The sequence below is a fragment of the Bradyrhizobium sp. Pa8 genome, assembly GCF_052588265.1.
This window is the reverse complement of the sequence record NZ_CP176767.1, coordinates 2,300,971-2,316,025: the sequence shown is the minus strand read 5'-3', so window position 1 is coordinate 2,316,025 and position 15,055 is coordinate 2,300,971. Positions and strand designations below refer to the sequence as shown.

Sequence of the window (15,055 nt, the reverse complement as noted above, 5' to 3'; positions counted from 1 at the left end):
CAGTCTACGGATGAATGACTTGCGAACGGGAATTGACGAACAGGTTCGCGAAGTCTGACGCGTTTATCGCACGGATGCCGTTTTCCCCGGACAAGCATTAGTCTCGCGATGACCGGGAGATGTTCCCGCCGAGATCGGGAACGCGTTCCCTCCTCCCTCACGGCTCGACCTTGAGCGTCGCTTTCATGTTGGGATGATAGCGGCAGTAATATTCGATTGTTCCCGCCTTCTTCAGAACCGATGTCGCCGACTTCTTCGGCGGCAGCATCACGTCGAAATCGCCGCTCTTCGCCGTGGCGGTGTGCGCGAACACATCCTTGTTGATCCATTCGATGGTATCACCGACCTTCGCCGACACCTCAGTCGGCGAGACCACGAGATTTTCCATTGTGATCTGAATGGTCGCGGCGCGCGCCGGGACGACGATCGACAGCAAGACGACCGCAAGCGCGATCGAAGCGAGGTGTCCCGGCTTCATCCCACACCCCCTATTTCAGCTCGGCCGCGACATGCTCGGCGTGCTGCTGATGGCCCTGAAAAATCTTCAGGCCGGTCTGCAACAGGCTCTTGAGCTCGGCATTCCCGGCGGACGGGATGAGCTGGGTTTCCAGCGCGCCGTTGACCGCCTTGTGGTAGGCGACCTCGTTCGCGACATAGGCCTTGTCGAAGGCCGCGCCGCTCAGCTTGTCGAGCTCAGCCAGCTTGTCGCTCGCCTGCTTCGACAGCGCCTTGCTGGTATCGTTGTCTTCAGGCGTAACGTTCAGCTTCTTGACCAGCGCCAGCGCCTGCTTGTTGACCGCCTCGTGGTCACGCAGCATGTCCTCGGCAAACGCCTTGACGTCCTTGTTCTTGGCCTTTTTCTGCGCCTGCTTGGCCGCGTTGATGTCGATCACGCCCGCGGTGTAGGCGATGTGAGCGATCTGCGGATCGGTGGGCTTGTCGGCCGCGCCGGCGCCCCGAAGCAGCGCGGGGCTCGACAACAGAATTGCCGCGGCGAGCGCCGCGCTCCATCGGGTGAACATGTTTGACACTCCTGTGCTGCCGGACGGTTTGCCGGCGTTGCTTCACAGGCATTGGATGGGATTTTCGCGCAAACGTTCCCGAAAAACTTCAACCGCGGCTGCCGAGCCGCTTCAGCACCGATACGGTCAGCCGCTCGCAGCGCCACCCGGCGAACGGGAACGCATCCATCACCACCGGACCGATCTCCTTCTCGACGTTCTCGCGCAGCATGGTGCGCGCACGGTGCAGTCGCGTCTTCACGGTCTCGGGCTTGACGCCGAGCAGATCAGCGGTCTCCTCGATGTTCATCCCCTCCATGACGCGCGCGACGAAGACCATGCGGAACACATCCGGCAGTTCGTCGATTGCGCGTTCGACCACGCGCTGGATTTCACGTTGGGCCATGGTCCTTTCCGGATCGCCTGCGGGAGAAACGGGAAATTTTATGATCTGCGCGTCGAGCGCCTCTTCCGGCAGCGCGCCGAGCTCGACATGCGGCTTGCGGCTTCGCGCGCGGCCAAGCGCCTCGTTGATGGCGATGCGCGACAGCCAGGTCGAGAGCCCGGACTCGCCGCGAAAGCCGTCGAGATGTGTGAAGGCCCGGACATAGGTTTCCTGCACCACATCCTCGGCTTCGCTATCGCTGCGCAGGATACCGCGCGCTAGACGGTATAGCCTGCGGTTGTTGGCCTGCATGATCTCGCGCAACGCGGCCTCGTCACGGCCCCGCGCGCGGTCGACCAGTTCGGCTTCCGATGCTCTGGCTCTGGCGCCTGCGGAAAGGCCGGCTGCGGTCCGCTGCATGGTGGTCACCTGTTTCCATTCGTTCCGGACATTGGATGCAGGCCTGCGATAAAGGTTCCCGACTTTCTCACCCTCCCCTGGAGGACCCTGGAGGGGGAGGGTCGCTACGCATGGAGCGAAGCGTAATGCGAAGCGGGGTGGGGTGATCTCTCCACACGGACATTGCCTCAAGGAGAGACTGTCACCCCACCCCGCTCGCGCTGCGCACGATCGACCCTCCCCCTCCAGGGGAGGGTAAGAGCTAATCTGTCTCGATCGGCAGCGCCGGATCCCTCGCCCATTCGCCCATGGAGGCATCGTACAGCGTCAGCTTGTCGTAGCCGAGCCTTGTCAGCATGAGCAGGTCGATCGTCGCCGAGATGCCGCCGCCGCAATAGCAGATCACATTCTTGTCGCGCGTAACGCCCTGGGCCGCGAATTTCGCTTCGGCATCGGCAAGCGTCGTCAGCGTCTTGTCGGCCTTGGCGAGCGTGGCCGCGGGCACGTTGACGCTGCCGGGCACGCGGCCGGGCCGGCCGTAGCGGCTCGGCTCGAGGCCTTGATGAAATTGCGGCCCAAGCGCGTTGACGATCACAGTCGAGGGATCGCCGATCCTCGCCTTCACCGTGGCCTTGTCGACGAAGAAGCCCGCGCGCGGCGCGGCCTTGAAGGTGGTGGCGGGATAGCCCTTCGGCGCACCCGTCTCGACCGGCCGCCCCTCGTCCTTCCATTTGTCAAAACCGCCGTCGAGGACCTGCGCATCGACGCCGAGCGAGCGCAGCATCCACCAGAACCGTGTCGACCACATCATCGTGCCGATGCTGTAGAGCACGATGGTCTTGGATGCGTCAGCGCCGTGGCGGCCGAAGGCGGCCTCCAACTGGGCGACGCTGGGCATCATGAAGAACTGTTGCGCAGAAATGTCGGAGAACTCGCCTTGCAGGTCGAAGAAATCGGCGCCGGGGATGTGGCTGGCCGCGAAGGTCTTGTCGCCGGGCACCGCGCGATAGGGTACGTCGCTGCCGGGCGGCACCGGCTCGTTGTAGGTCGTGCAGTCGTAGAGGCGGAGATTGGGATCGCCGAGAATCGCGGCGAGTTGCTCGGTGGTGATGAGGGGTGTCGGTTGGGACATCGGACTGCTCTCCCGTTCGAGAGGAAGTGTAGACCGCTCCCCTCGTCATTGCGAGCGCAGCGAAGCAATCCAGACTGCCACCGCGGAAAGATTCTGGATTCGTCGCTGCGCTCCTCGCAATGACGAGACTGAAGCATGCCCTCTACTGCTTCAGCGTCTCCAGAAATCGCACCGGCTCGCCCTGCGACGGTGTCACGATCTCGCCCTGCCACATCACGCGGCGGCCGCGGATGAAGGTGCCGACGGGCCAGCCGGTGACGCGGACGCCGTCATAGGGGGTCCAGCCGGCCTTCGAGGCGACCCATTTGTTGGTGATGGTCTCGCTGCGCTTGAGATCGACGACCGTGAAGTCGGCGTCGTAGCCTGCGGCAATGCGGCCCTTGCAGGCCATGTTGTAGAGACGCGCAGGGCCGGCGCTGGTGAGATCGACGAAGCGCGCCAGCGACAGGCGGCCGGCGTTGACGTGGTCGAGCATGAGCGGCACCAGCGTTTGCACGCCGGTCATCCCGGAGGGCGATGCCGGATAGGTCTTCAACTTCTCTTCCAGTGTATGCGGGGCATGGTCGGAGCCGAGCACGTCGATGATGCCCTGCTCGATGCCGCGCCAGATGCCGGCGCGGTGATCGGCCCCGCGCACCGGCGGGTTCATCTGCGCCAACGTGCCGAGCCGCTCGTAGCATTCGGGCGCGACCAGCGTCAGATGATGCGGCGTCGCCTCGCAGGACGCGACATCCTTGTGGTCGCGCAGGAATTCGATCTCTTCCTTGGTCGAGATGTGCAGCACGTGGATGCGCTTGCCGGTCTCGTGCGCGAGCTTGACCAGCCGCTGCGTCGCCATCAGCGCCGCGGTCTCGTCGCGCCAGACCGGATGCGAACGCGGATCGCCCTCGATGCGCAGCGACTTGCGGTCGTTGAGGCGGTATTCGTCCTCGGCGTGGAACGCAGCGCGGCGGCGGATCACCTGGAAGATGCGGCGCAGGCTCTCGTCGTCCTCCACCAGCAGCGCGCCGGTCGACGAGCCGATGAACACCTTGACGCCTGCGCAGCCGGGCGCGCGCTCCAGCACCGGCAGATCCTGCACGTTCTCCCGGGTGCCGCCGATGAAGAAGGCGAAATCGCAATGCATGCGATGATGGGCACGCTTCACCTTGTCGGTGAAGGTGGCCTCCGTCACGGTCAATGGCGACGTGTTCGGCATCTCGAACACGGCGGTGACGCCGCCCATCACGGCGCTGCGCGACCCTGTTTCGAGGTCTTCCTTCTGCTCCAGCCCGGGCTCGCGGAAATGCACCTGGGTGTCCATCACGCCGGGCAGGATGTGGAGGCCCGTGCAGTCGATCATCTCGGCGGCGGAGGCCTGCGACAACGGGCCCAGCTCCGCGATGCGGCCGTTGGTGATGCCGATATCGCGAACACCCTCGCCGTCTTGGTTGACGACGGTGCCGCCTTTGAGGATCACATCGAAGCGCTGGGTCATGGCTGAAGGCCTCTCTCATCCCCAAGCGCGGGGCTTGAGGTCTTGTCGTTTATGCCTTGCGGGCTTACGTTCCGGAGCAACATGTCGCAAGAGATTTTCACATGAAATCAGCGTTTCTTCCCGACCGGAGCGTGGTCAAGGTCGCGGGCGAGGACGCGCGCAACTTCCTCAACGGCCTGATCACGACCGATCTCGAAAGGCTGAAGCCGGGCCTGGGGCGATTCGGCGCGCTGCTGACGCCGCAGGGCAAGATCATCGTGGATTTCCTGATCACAGAGGTGCCCGCAGGCCATGGCGGCGGGTTCCTGATCGACTGTCCGAAGGCGCTGGCCGAGGGCCTCGCCACCAAGCTGAAATTCTACAAGCTGCGCGCCAAGGTCACGGTGGAAAACCTCGATCTCGGTGTGCTCGCGGCCTGGGACGGCCAGCTTGCGGCGCAGCCGGACCTTGCGTTCGCCGATCCGCGCAATGATGCGCTCGGCACTCGCATCCTGATCCCCGAAGATCTCAAGCAGAAGCTGTCCGATCTCATCGGCGCCGAGCTGGTCGACGCCGCCGACTACGAGGCGCATCGTATCGCGCTCGGCGTGCCGCGCGGCGGGCTCGATTTCATGTACAGCGATGCGTTCCCGCACGAGACCAACATGGACCGCCTTGCCGGCGTCGATTTCGACAAGGGCTGCTATGTCGGCCAGGAGGTCGTCTCGCGCATGCAGCATCGCGGCACCGCGCGCACCCGCAGCGTCAAGGTGCTGCTCGATGACCTCTCGCCGGAGGCCGGCGTCAGTGTTATGGCCGGCGACAAGCCGGTCGGCACGATGGGCTCGTCCGCGCAAGGCAAGGGCATCGCGCTGGTGCGCATCGACCGCGTTGCGGACGCGCTCGATGCCGGCCAGCCGCTCACCGCCGGCGGCCTCGCCGTGAGGCTCGCCGAACCTGACGTCGTCCGCATTCCCCTGAAGCAGCCCATCGCATGAGCCGAGCCCCCCGCCTGCATCCCGACGGAAAGACCCGCTGCCCCTGGCCCGGCGAAGACCCGCTCTATGTCGCCTATCACGACACCGAATGGGGCGTGCCGGAATATGACGACCGTGCGCTCTATGAAAAGCTGATCCTCGACGGCTTTCAGGCCGGCCTCTCCTGGATCACGATCCTGCGCAAGCGGGACAATTTCCGCAAAGCCTTCGATGATTTTCAGCCGGAGAAGATCGCGCGCTACAACGACAAGAAGGTGCACGCGCTGATGAACGATGCCGGCATCGTGCGCAATCGCGCCAAGATCGACGGCGCGATCCTGAGCGCGAAATCGTATCTCGACATCATGGAGAAGGGCCCGGGCTTCTCGAAGCTGTTGTGGGACTTCATGGACGGACGGCCCAAGGTCAACAATTTCAAGACCACTGCGAGCGTGCCGGCCTCGACGCCGCTGTCGGTGCAGATCTCCAAGGAACTGTCCTCGCGCGGTTTCAAATTCGTCGGTCCGACCATCGTCTATGCCTTCATGGAGGCGACCGGCATGGTCAACGACCATCTCGTCGACTGCCATTGTCACGCGAGCTGCGGCAAGACGCAGCGCAAGCCGCGCCTCAAGGCCAAATGACCGCGAAGAAAACGGCACGCGACGTGGCATCCCGCGCCTGGCAGCGCATGCTGTCGGGCCGGCGGCTCGATCTGCTCGATCCCTCTCCGCTCGATGTCGAGATCGCCGACATCGCGCATGGGCTGGCGCGCGTGGCGCGCTGGAACGGGCAGACCACCGGCGCGCACATCTTCTCGGTCGCGCAGCACACGCTTCTGGTGGAGACCGTGATGCGGCACGAGATGCCGCGCGTCGACGAGCGCATGCGGCTCGCCGCGCTGCTGCACGATGCGCCCGAATACGTGATCGGCGACATGATCTCGCCGTTCAAGGCCGTGCTCGACGGCCACTACAAGGCGGTGGAGAAGCGCCTTCTCGGCGCCATCCACATCCGCTTCGGCCTGCCGCCGGCGCTGCCCGACGAGATCACGCAAGCCATCAAGGCCGCCGATCGCGGTGCGGCCTATCTGGAGGCAACCGAGCTTGCCGGCTTCAGCGAAAGCGAGGCGAAGCGCCTGTTCGGCAGGGACCCCGGCCTCTCCGACAGCGTCCGCCGCGACTACCTCACGCCCTGGACCGCGGCGCGGGCCGAGAAGCAGTTTCTGGAGCGGTTCAACGCGGTGTTCGTGTAGCATCATCCCTTCGTAGGGTGGGCAAAGCGAAGCATGCCCACCAAACTAGCCGAGATGTGCGCAGTGCGAAACGGTGGGCACGGCGCGATGCGCCTTTGCCCACCCTACGAGCGCTCGCTATAATCAGCGGCAAAAAGGTCCGCCATGATCCACGTCTGTTCCCTCGCCGCCCTTCCCGAAACCGTCCGCCTCACCAGGGCCAGCCATGTGCTGACCGTCATGGCCAATGTCGAGCAGGTGGCACGTCCGGTGTCGGTGCTGCCGGCCAACCATCTCAAGGTGTCGATGGACGACATCACCGAGGAGATGGACGGCTTCACCGCACCATCCGAAGCACATATCGACCAGGTGCTGAATTTCGTGCGCGGCTGGGACCGCAGCGCCCCGCTGGTGGTGCATTGCTATGCCGGCATCAGCCGCTCCACTGCGAGCGCGTTCGCGGCCGTCTGCGCCCTCAATCCGGACCGCGATGAGATCGAGATCGCCAAGAAGATCCGCGCGGCTTCCCCGATCGCCTCGCCGAACCGCCGCATCGTCGGCCTTGCCGACCGTGCGCTCGGACGCAACGGCCGCATGCTGCGCGCGCTCGACGAGATGGGCCCGGGCGCCATGATGGTCGAAGGCCGCCCCTTCGTGATCGAGCTCGAATGACAACTGCGACATCAGCCGCATGAGCGACACGCAGCTGACGCCGATCGAGATCGGCCTGACAGCGGCGATCGTCGCGATCGAGGATCATGAGCCGCTGATCCTCACCGCGCACAGCAGTGATGGGTTGGCGGGCCTGCCGTTCGGGCCGTTCGATGCGCTGAGCCATCGCACGTTCGAGATCGGCCTGCGCGCCTGGGTCGAGGCGCAGGCGGGCTTGCGGCTCGGCTATGTCGAGCAGCTCTACACGTTCGGCGATCGCGGCCGTCACGCCGAGGCCGGCGACACCGGTGCGCATATGGTGTCGATCGGCTATCTCGCGCTGACGCGCGCGGTGGGTGGCGAGCTCGCAGCGACCGGCGCGAGCTTCGAACCGTGGTATCGCTTCCTCCCCTGGGAAGACTGGCGCGAGGAGCCGCCCGCGATCATCGCCCGTGACATCATTCCGGCGCTGACGCTATGGGCCGAGGAGGAGACGCCGGAGACCACACGCGCGCTGCCGCGCCGGGATCGCGTGCGGTTCTATTTCGGTCTCGACGGCGCGCCCTGGGACGAGGAGCGCGTGCTCGACCGCTACGAGCTTTTGTACGAGGCCGGGCTGATCGAGGAGGCGCGGCGCGACGGCCGCCCTGCGGCATTGGCGCGCAAGGCGCTGCCCGCGCTCGGCACCTCGATGCGATTCGATCACCGCCGGATTCTCGCAACCGCGATCGCGCGGCTGCGTGCGAAACTGAAGTATCGTCCTGTGGTCTTTGAACTTTTGCCCGCCGAGTTCACACTCACTGAATTGCAGTACACGGTCGAGGCGATCTCCGGCCGGCACCTGCACAAGCAAAATTTCCGCCGCCTGGTCGAAACCGAAGCCCTGGTCGAACCGACCGGGGTGATGTCGACACAGACCGGCGGACGGCCGGCGGCGCTCTACCGCTTCCGCCGCGACGTGCTCCAGGAACGACCCGCGCCGGGCTTGCGCGTACGCTCCCGGCGCTAGATCCTAGGATTTGCGTGACCGGCCCCTGCCCGCCGGTTGCCTGGAGGCTTCATGTTCGACGGCCCGTTTGACGTCTTTGCGCTGATCATTGCGATCGTCGCTGTCCTGATCGCGATCAAAGCCTCCAGCCAGGCGGCCGAGCTGCGCCGCCGGCTGAGCTCGCTCGAAGAGGTGTTTTACGCGCAGCGGCAGGTGCAGCCGCCGCCGCTGATGCCCGCGCAGGTGCAGGCCGAGGCGCCCGCGACGACGGCCGCCCAGCCGCCGCCGCTCGCGCCCGAAGCCGAGGCAGCACCGCCTCCGCTCGTCACCGAAGAGGTTTCACCGCCGCCGCTCGCGGCGAGCGCCGAGGTCGACGCACCGCCGCCCCTGCCCGCGCCGGCAGCTGATTTTAGAGAGCCCGGCTTCGAGGAGCGGCTCGGCACACGCTGGGTGGTCTGGATCGGCGGCCTTGCGCTCGCGCTCGGCGGCTTCTTCATGGTGCGCTATTCGATCGAGGCGGGCCTCGTCGGCCCCGGCGTGCGCGTGTTCCTCGGTGGGCTGTTCGCAGCCGCGCTGCTGGGCGCCGGCGAATGGTCGCGGCGCAAGGAGAACATCTCCAACATCGCGGCGCTGCCGATCGCCAACATCCCCGCGATCCTAACCGCGGCCGGAACGGCCGTGTCGTTCGCGACCATCTACGCGGCCTATGCGCTCTATGGCTTCCTCGTACCAGCGACGGCCTTCGTGCTGCTCGGCCTCGTCGCGCTCGGCACGCTCGCCGCGGCGCTGTTGCACGGGCCCGCACTCGCGGGCCTCGGCGTGGTCGGCGCGTTCGTGACGCCGATCCTCGTCTCCAGCGACAAGCCGGATTATTGGGCGCTCTATATTTATCTTGCGATCGTCACCGCCGCGAGCTTCGGTCTCGCCCGCATCCGGCTGTGGCGCTGGCTCGCGGTCACGACCATCGCCTTCGCCGTGCTCTGGATCTTCCCGGGGCTCGATACCAGCGAGCTGCAGGTCGCGCCGCACGCCTTCCATGCGATCGCGGGTTTCGTGCTCGCCGCCCTCCTCGTCGTCTGCGGCTTCATGTTCGGCCCGACCGTCGAGGACGGCGAGATCGAGCCGGTGTCGTCGAGCTCGCTCGGCGCCTATCTGTTCGGCGCGATGTTGATCGTGCTGTCGAGCGGGCATGCGGACCTTGCGCTGATCGCCTTCACGCTGCTCGTCGGAGCGACGCTGTTCGTCGCCTGGCGCGCGCCGGCGGCAACAGGCGCACTGGGCGCGGCCGCAGCGACCGTCTTCATCGTGTTCGCCGAATGGGCGGTGCGCGCCAATCCGGACATGCTGGTGCTGCCGGGCGGCCCGATGCCCGGCGTTGGACCGGTCGCCACCGACAGCTCGGTGACGCTGCATCTGGTGATGGCCGCAATCTTCGCTGCCGGCTTCGGCATCGCGGGCTTTCTCGCGCAGGGCCGGTCGAACTCGGCAGTCATCCCGGTGGTGTGGTCGGCGGCAGCCGTTGCGACGCCGATCGCGATCCTCGTTGCGCTCTACGCGCGCATCGCCCATCTCGACCGCTCGATCCCGTTCGCGATCCTCGCGGTGCTGCTCGCCGCCGCCTTTGGCGCTGCGACCGAAGCGCTGGCGCGCCGCGAAGATCGGCCGGGGGCTGCGACCTCCGTCGCGCTGTTCGCGACCGGCACGCTCGGCGCGCTGGCGCTGGCGCTGACCTTCGCCCTCGAAAAGGGCTGGCTCACCATCGCGCTGGCGCTGATGTCGCTCGGCACGGCCTGGATCTCGCTGCAGCGTCCGATCCCGGTCCTGCGCCGGCTCGCCGCCATCTTTGCCGCGATCGTTACCGCGCGCATCGGCTATGATCCGCGCATCGTCGGCGATGCCGTCGGTACCACGCCGATCTTCAACTGGCTGTTGTGGGGCTACGGCCTGCCGGCGGCCGCGTTCTGGGGCGCGAGCATCTTCCTGCGGCGCCGCGGTGACGATCCGCCGCTGCGCATCGTGGAAGCCGCCGCGATCCTGTTCACCGCGCTGCTCGCCTTCGTGGAGATCCGGCATCTCGCCACCGGCGGCCGCATGACGTCGCCGCCCTCGCTGCTCGAATTTGCCCTGCAAGTCTGCGTCGCGCTCGCCATGGCGATCGGGCTGGAGCGGCTGCGGCTGAGGAGCCACAGCATCGTTCACAATGTCGGCGCGGTCGTGCTCACCGCGATCGCCGGGCTCATCAGCGTGTTCGGCCTGCTGATCCTGGAGAATCCGTGGCTGCTGTCCAGCGTCAATGTCGGCGGTCTCGTCTTCAACCTGCTGCTGCTCGGCTACGCGCTCCCGGCGGTGCTGATGCTGCTGCTGTCCTATGCGGTGGCCGGACATCGCCCTGTCGCCTATGCGAACACGATTGCCGGCGGTGCGCTGGTGTTCGCGCTCACCTATTTGACGCTGGAGATCCGCCGCTTCTATCACGGCCCGGTCCTGCTCTACGGCGCCACCACGGGCGCGGAGCAATACACCTATTCGATCGGCTGGCTCGCCTTCGGCGTGGTGCTGCTCGGCGTCGGCATTCTCGTCAACTCCGAGCGGGCACGGCTGGCGTCGGCCGCGGTGATCGCGCTGACGATCCTGAAGGCCTTCGTGATCGACATGTCGACGCTGACAGGCGTCTACCGCGCGCTGTCATTCATGTGCCTCGGCATCGTGCTGGTCGCGATCGGCTGGCTCTACCAGCGCATCCTGTTCCGGCGGCAGGTCGCACCGCCGCCGGCTCCGCAGGCGAGCACTTGAGGATCAGGCCGCTCGGACCGACTCCAGGAACTGCGCGACCTCGACTTTGAGCCGCGTGCTGTCGGTCGCCAGCGATTTCGCCGCCGACAGCACCTCCGTCGACGCCGAGCCGGTCTCGATCGCACCACGCTGCACGTCCGTGATGTTCATCGAGACCTCCTGCGTACCGACCGAAGCCTGCTGCACGTTGCGCGAGATCTCCTGCGTGGCCGCGCCCTGTTCCTCGACGGCGGCTGCGATGGCCGCCGCCACCTCGGACAGCCGCTCGATGGTGCCGCCGATTTCCTGGATGGCGCTGACGGATTCCTGCGTCGCAACCTGGATCCCGGAGACCTGCGCCCCGATCTCGCCGGTCGCTTTCGCGGTCTGCTCGGCCAGCGCCTTGACCTCGGAGGCGACGACCGCGAAGCCGCGGCCGGCTTCACCGGCACGCGCCGCCTCGATGGTGGCGTTGAGCGCCAGCAGGTTGGTCTGACCGGCGATGGTGTTGATCAGCTCGACCACGTCGCCGATGCGGGATGCCGCCTGCGACAGCGCGTTGACGCGGTCGTTGGTCCGCGTGGCCTGCTCGACGGCCTCCGCGGCCATCCGCGCCGAATCCTGCACGCGGCGGCTGATCTCGGTGATGGAGGACGACAGCTCCTCCGATGCGGACGCAACCGCCTGGACGTTGGTGGAGGCCTCCTCGGACGCCGCGGCGACCACGGTCGCAAGCTCCTGCCCGCGCTGCGCGGTGCTGCTCAGCGTGGTCGCGGAGGCCTCGAGCTCGGTCGAGGCCGACGACACGGTGCCGACGACCTCGCCGATCATGGCCTCGAACTTGCGGGTGATGGCGTCGACGCGGCGGCCGCGTTCGATCTTGGCCTCGGCGTCGGCCGCAGCGACTTCGTCGGCGGCCTTCTTGGCGATCAACGCCTCCTTGAAGATCTGGAGCGCATCCGCCATCGAGCCGATCTCGGTCTTCTCGCCGCGATGCGGCACCTCGGCGGAGAGGTCGCCTTCGCCAAGCGACTGCATCGGATGGATGATCGAGGCAATCCCGCGAGAAACGTCACGCACGAGATAATAGGCGGCACCGATCGCGATCACGACCGAGAACACGATGATGCCGACCAGCACGCGGAAGATCGTGGCGTAGCTGTCGGCCGCTTGCTTCGTCTCCAGCTCGGCGCCCCGGTTGTTCATCTCGATGCCCTTCTGGAGCAGCGGGTCGGCGGCCTGGGCCATCTTCGCGACCTTGGTCTGCAACAGCTCGTTGGCATCGGACGGGAAGCGACCGACGCCCTTGCGCGACAGCGCCATGACGTCCTGCACCCCGTTCAGGTACTCGGCCCACGCCTTGCTCCACTGCTCATAGAGCGAACGCTCCTCGGCGGAGGTGATCAGCGGCTCGTAGACCTTGCGGGTCTGGTCGATGCGCGCCTGCAGCGAGGCGAGGCGCTTCTCGGCAGCTTCCTTGCCCTCGGCGGTGTCCTGCATCAGGTGCAGGCGCAGCGCGACGCGCAGCTCGTTGATGTCGGCGCGAAGCGAGCCGAGCGCACGCACGCTCGGCAGCCAGCTCTCCGCGATCTCGACGGTGTGGGAATTGATACTCTGCATGGTGCCGATCGCCATCACGCCGACGCCGGCGAGCGACAGCACGAGAACCGACAGCACGGTCAGAAGCTTGAACACGATCGACAACTTCGACATCACAGCAAATCCCGATGATACCTAGCAACGCGCAAATCACCTGCGCCGCCATCGTCACGACGGACGACAGGGCGGAAGTCAGTTCAACAATGCTGGCTGATTTTTATCCCGTAAGATTGCGCTCATAGTTGCAAACAGGCGTTAACAGGAACCTACGTGAAACTACGGAATTCGCTGTCGCCGCCGTTATATCTTCCGCAATTATTGGTTGCAGTGCAGAGGACATCGCGCGACGGCACACCGGCGCACCGCGATGCGCGGCTCGAACCGAGCAACTGACGACCTCACGCCGCCCGCACCGACTCCAGGAAGCGCGCGACCTCGCTCTTCAGCCGGTTGCTCTCCTGCGAGAGCGATTGCGCCGCCGAATGCACCTGGGCCGACGCAGCCCCGGTCTCGCCTGCGCCGCGCTGGACGTTGCCGATATTGGCGGAGACTTCCGAGGTGCCGTGCGCGGCATGCCGGATGTTGCGGGAGATCTCCTGCGTCGCGGCGCCCTGCTCCTCCACCGCCGCGGCGATGGCCGAGGAAATTTCCGACATCCGCGCGATGGTGTCGCCGATCTCCTTGATCGCGCCGACCGAATCCTGCGTCGCGGTCTGGATCGCCCCGATGTGCTGGCTGATCTCGCCGGTGGCCTTCGCGGTCTGCTCGGCAAGCGCCTTCACTTCGGTCGCGACGACTGCAAAGCCCTTGCCGGCCTCGCCCGCCCGTGCCGCCTCGATCGTGGCATTCAGTGCCAGCAGGTTGGTCTGGCTGGCGATGGTGTTGATCAGCTCGACCACGTCGCCGATGCGGCCTGCCGCCTTGGTCAGCTCGGCGACGCGCGCGTTGGTGCGTTGTGCCTGCCCGACCGCGACGTCGGCGACGCGGGCCGATTCCTGCACCTGGCGGCTGATCTCCGAGATCGATGTGGTCATCTCCTCGCTCGCGGACGACACCGACTGCACGTTCGCGGACGCCTCCTCGGAGGCCGCCGCCACCGCCGTGGCAAGCCCGTTACCGCGCTCGGCGGCCTGCGTCAGCGTGTTGGAGGACGCCTCGAGCTCGGTTGCCGCCGACGACACCGTGTCGATGATCTCGCCGACGGCGCCTTCAAACCCGTCGGCGAGGCGCTGCATGTCCGCCTTGCGCCGTTCGCGCCCGCGCGCGTCAGCTTCGGCCTGCTCCGCACGCAGCCGCTCGGCCTCCGCCATGTTGGTCCTGAACACCTCGACCGCACCGGCCATCTCGCCGATCTCGTCCTTGCGCCCGACGCCGGGGACGGAGATCGATAGCTCGCCGCGCGCCAGCCGCGTCATCGCGCCGACCATGCCGGACAGCGCCTTCGAGATCGAGCGCCCGAGGAAGAAGCCGACCACGGCGAGCACGACGACGGTGAGCGCGAAGGCGATCATCATCCACATGCGCACGGCATCGCGCGTTGCGGCCTCCGCGGCGTCGGCCTGCCTGTACATGGCGTCGACGGCGGTCCGCACCTCGACCATGGAGGGTTCGAGCTCGCGGAATGTCTTCATCATGCTGGCGTCCAGCGCGGCGCTCTGCTGCGCGGTCTCGGCCCAGGCCGCGAACTCGGACTGGTATTTCTGCAGCTTGGCCGTGATGTCGTTCATCACCGCCGTCGGGACTGCAACCACCTCGATCGCCTTGGAGAATTCGACCGCGGCCTTCTTCACTTCGGCAATGTATTTGGGGTCGCGCCGCAGCATGAAGTCCTTCTCGTGCCGGCGCATCATCAGCATCCAGCTCGTCGTCCTGGGATCGTCGATCTCCTTGAGCTTCACCTCGATGTCGTGCACGGCGGCGCGGAGCGAGCCGGACAGGCCAAGCGTCTCGTTCAGCCCGAGTCTGGTCTCGGCCACGACGAGCGCCTTGAAATGCTCGGCGTATCGTTTGAAGCCGTCATGCGCCTGCCTGGTCTTGTCGGACAGCGCGCTCATGCCGCCGGCCGCCATCAACCGCTCGACCTCATCGAAATCGCGGTTGATCGGTCCCATCAGCTCGGCATGGGCCTTGGCGTAGCTTTCGTTGCGGCGCTGCTGAAAATTCTTCTCGTTGCGCCGCGCCTCCAGCATCTCGATCGTGAGCTGCTTGTTGAGGTCAGCGATCGCGCGGGCGCGGTTGGCAACGGTGCGGGAGGCGTCCTGAGAGAGGCTGCCGATCTCGTAGATCGCGCCGAAGACAACGAGACCGACAAGGCCGAAGAGTCCGATCGCCATGACCTTGTGGGTGAGGCGAATGGAAAGGCCGCTCATTGAATGTGCTCCGATACGTTCGATACGCAATACAGGGAGGGCGACTCGGCACCCGAATATTGCAAGATCATGACTGCATCGGTTTTCCGGAA

At 66.2% G+C, this 15,055-nt stretch carries 13 protein-coding genes; 6 read left to right on the top strand and 7 right to left on the bottom strand.

Annotated features, from left to right (window positions below; genetic code table 11):
• Window positions 1–157 precede the first annotated feature (157 nt).
• The 5 genes from ACKWRH_RS10520 to ACKWRH_RS10500 all read right to left on the bottom strand — a co-directional run bounded on the left by ACKWRH_RS10520 (window position 158) and on the right by ACKWRH_RS10500 (window position 4,394).
• Window positions 158–478, bottom strand: coding sequence for a cupredoxin domain-containing protein (locus ACKWRH_RS10520; protein WP_445220451.1), 321 nt, complete (start codon window positions 476–478; stop codon window positions 158–160).
• A gap of 10 nt (window positions 479–488) precedes the next feature.
• Window positions 489–1,022 (bottom strand): DUF4142 domain-containing protein, encoded by a 534-nt coding sequence (locus ACKWRH_RS10515; RefSeq protein WP_445220450.1) that lies wholly within the window; start codon window positions 1,020–1,022, stop codon window positions 489–491.
• Window positions 1,023–1,110: 88 nt separating this feature from the next.
• On the bottom strand, window positions 1,111–1,806 hold the full coding sequence (locus ACKWRH_RS10510; protein WP_445220449.1) for an RNA polymerase sigma factor: 696 nt from the start codon (window positions 1,804–1,806) through the stop codon (window positions 1,111–1,113).
• A 241-nt stretch (window positions 1,807–2,047) separates the two neighbouring features.
• Window positions 2,048–2,917, bottom strand: a complete 870-nt coding sequence (locus tag ACKWRH_RS10505) for a sulfurtransferase (protein ID WP_445220448.1) — start codon at window positions 2,915–2,917, stop codon at window positions 2,048–2,050.
• Window positions 2,918–3,059: 142 nt separating this feature from the next.
• A complete protein-coding gene (locus tag ACKWRH_RS10500; protein ID WP_445220447.1) occupies window positions 3,060–4,394 on the bottom strand; it encodes a dihydroorotase in 1,335 nt (444 codons plus the stop codon).
• A 101-nt stretch (window positions 4,395–4,495) separates the two neighbouring features.
• Between ACKWRH_RS10500 and ygfZ the strand changes: the two genes are divergently transcribed.
• The 6 genes from ygfZ (at window position 4,496) to ACKWRH_RS10470 (ending at window position 11,016) form a co-directional block, all read left to right on the top strand.
• Window positions 4,496–5,371 (top strand): CAF17-like 4Fe-4S cluster assembly/insertion protein YgfZ, encoded by an 876-nt coding sequence (ygfZ, locus tag ACKWRH_RS10495; RefSeq protein WP_445220446.1) that lies wholly within the window; start codon window positions 4,496–4,498, stop codon window positions 5,369–5,371.
• Entirely contained in the window at window positions 5,368–5,994 is a 627-nt protein-coding gene (locus tag ACKWRH_RS10490; protein ID WP_028158167.1) for a DNA-3-methyladenine glycosylase I, read from the top strand. The genes ygfZ and ACKWRH_RS10490 overlap by 4 nt, the downstream gene beginning before the upstream one ends.
• On the top strand, window positions 5,991–6,605 hold the full coding sequence (locus ACKWRH_RS10485; RefSeq protein WP_445220445.1) for a YfbR-like 5'-deoxynucleotidase: 615 nt from the start codon (window positions 5,991–5,993) through the stop codon (window positions 6,603–6,605). The genes ACKWRH_RS10490 and ACKWRH_RS10485 overlap by 4 nt, the downstream gene beginning before the upstream one ends.
• A gap of 144 nt (window positions 6,606–6,749) precedes the next feature.
• Window positions 6,750–7,256: a tyrosine phosphatase family protein gene (locus tag ACKWRH_RS10480; protein ID WP_028152156.1), complete on the top strand. Its 507-nt coding sequence runs from the start codon at window positions 6,750–6,752 to the stop codon at window positions 7,254–7,256.
• A gap of 19 nt (window positions 7,257–7,275) precedes the next feature.
• A complete protein-coding gene (locus tag ACKWRH_RS10475; RefSeq protein ID WP_445220444.1) occupies window positions 7,276–8,244 on the top strand; it encodes an NUDIX hydrolase in 969 nt (322 codons plus the stop codon).
• A gap of 51 nt (window positions 8,245–8,295) precedes the next feature.
• On the top strand, window positions 8,296–11,016 hold the full coding sequence (locus ACKWRH_RS10470; RefSeq protein ID WP_445220443.1) for a DUF2339 domain-containing protein: 2,721 nt from the start codon (window positions 8,296–8,298) through the stop codon (window positions 11,014–11,016).
• 3 nt (window positions 11,017–11,019) lie between these two features.
• Here ACKWRH_RS10470 and ACKWRH_RS10465 read toward each other — a convergent pair whose 3' ends face one another.
• Together ACKWRH_RS10465 and ACKWRH_RS10460 are read right to left on the bottom strand one after the other, a co-directional pair.
• Window positions 11,020–12,708, bottom strand: a complete 1,689-nt coding sequence (locus tag ACKWRH_RS10465; RefSeq protein ID WP_445220442.1) for a methyl-accepting chemotaxis protein — start codon at window positions 12,706–12,708, stop codon at window positions 11,020–11,022.
• Between the two features lie 284 nt (window positions 12,709–12,992).
• Complete coding sequence (locus tag ACKWRH_RS10460) at window positions 12,993–14,963, bottom strand: methyl-accepting chemotaxis protein (protein WP_445220441.1); 1,971 nt, start codon at window positions 14,961–14,963, stop codon at window positions 12,993–12,995.
• Window positions 14,964–15,055: the final 92 nt, after the last annotated feature.

Excerpts from the sequence above, each read along its gene's own strand:
- ACKWRH_RS10465 (WP_445220442.1), bottom strand. The coding sequence starts at position 12,708 with ATGTCGAAGTTGTCGATCGTGTTCAAGCTTCTGACCGTGCTGTCGGTT.
- ACKWRH_RS10520 (WP_445220451.1), bottom strand. The coding sequence starts at position 478 with ATGAAGCCGGGACACCTCGCTTCGATCGCGCTTGCGGTCGTCTTGCTG.
- ygfZ (WP_445220446.1), top strand. The coding sequence starts at position 4,496 with ATGAAATCAGCGTTTCTTCCCGACCGGAGCGTGGTCAAGGTCGCGGGC.
- ACKWRH_RS10515 (WP_445220450.1), bottom strand. The coding sequence starts at position 1,022 with ATGTTCACCCGATGGAGCGCGGCGCTCGCCGCGGCAATTCTGTTGTCG.
- ACKWRH_RS10475 (WP_445220444.1), top strand. The coding sequence starts at position 7,276 with ATGAGCGACACGCAGCTGACGCCGATCGAGATCGGCCTGACAGCGGCG.
- ACKWRH_RS10470 (WP_445220443.1), top strand. The coding sequence starts at position 8,296 with ATGTTCGACGGCCCGTTTGACGTCTTTGCGCTGATCATTGCGATCGTC.
- ACKWRH_RS10505 (WP_445220448.1), bottom strand. The coding sequence starts at position 2,917 with ATGTCCCAACCGACACCCCTCATCACCACCGAGCAACTCGCCGCGATT.
- ACKWRH_RS10490 (WP_028158167.1), top strand. The coding sequence starts at position 5,368 with ATGAGCCGAGCCCCCCGCCTGCATCCCGACGGAAAGACCCGCTGCCCC.
- ACKWRH_RS10480 (WP_028152156.1), top strand. The coding sequence starts at position 6,750 with ATGATCCACGTCTGTTCCCTCGCCGCCCTTCCCGAAACCGTCCGCCTC.
- ACKWRH_RS10500 (WP_445220447.1), bottom strand. The coding sequence starts at position 4,394 with ATGACCCAGCGCTTCGATGTGATCCTCAAAGGCGGCACCGTCGTCAAC.
- ACKWRH_RS10485 (WP_445220445.1), top strand. The coding sequence starts at position 5,991 with ATGACCGCGAAGAAAACGGCACGCGACGTGGCATCCCGCGCCTGGCAG.
- ACKWRH_RS10510 (WP_445220449.1), bottom strand. The coding sequence starts at position 1,806 with ATGCAGCGGACCGCAGCCGGCCTTTCCGCAGGCGCCAGAGCCAGAGCA.
- ACKWRH_RS10460 (WP_445220441.1), bottom strand. The coding sequence starts at position 14,963 with ATGAGCGGCCTTTCCATTCGCCTCACCCACAAGGTCATGGCGATCGGA.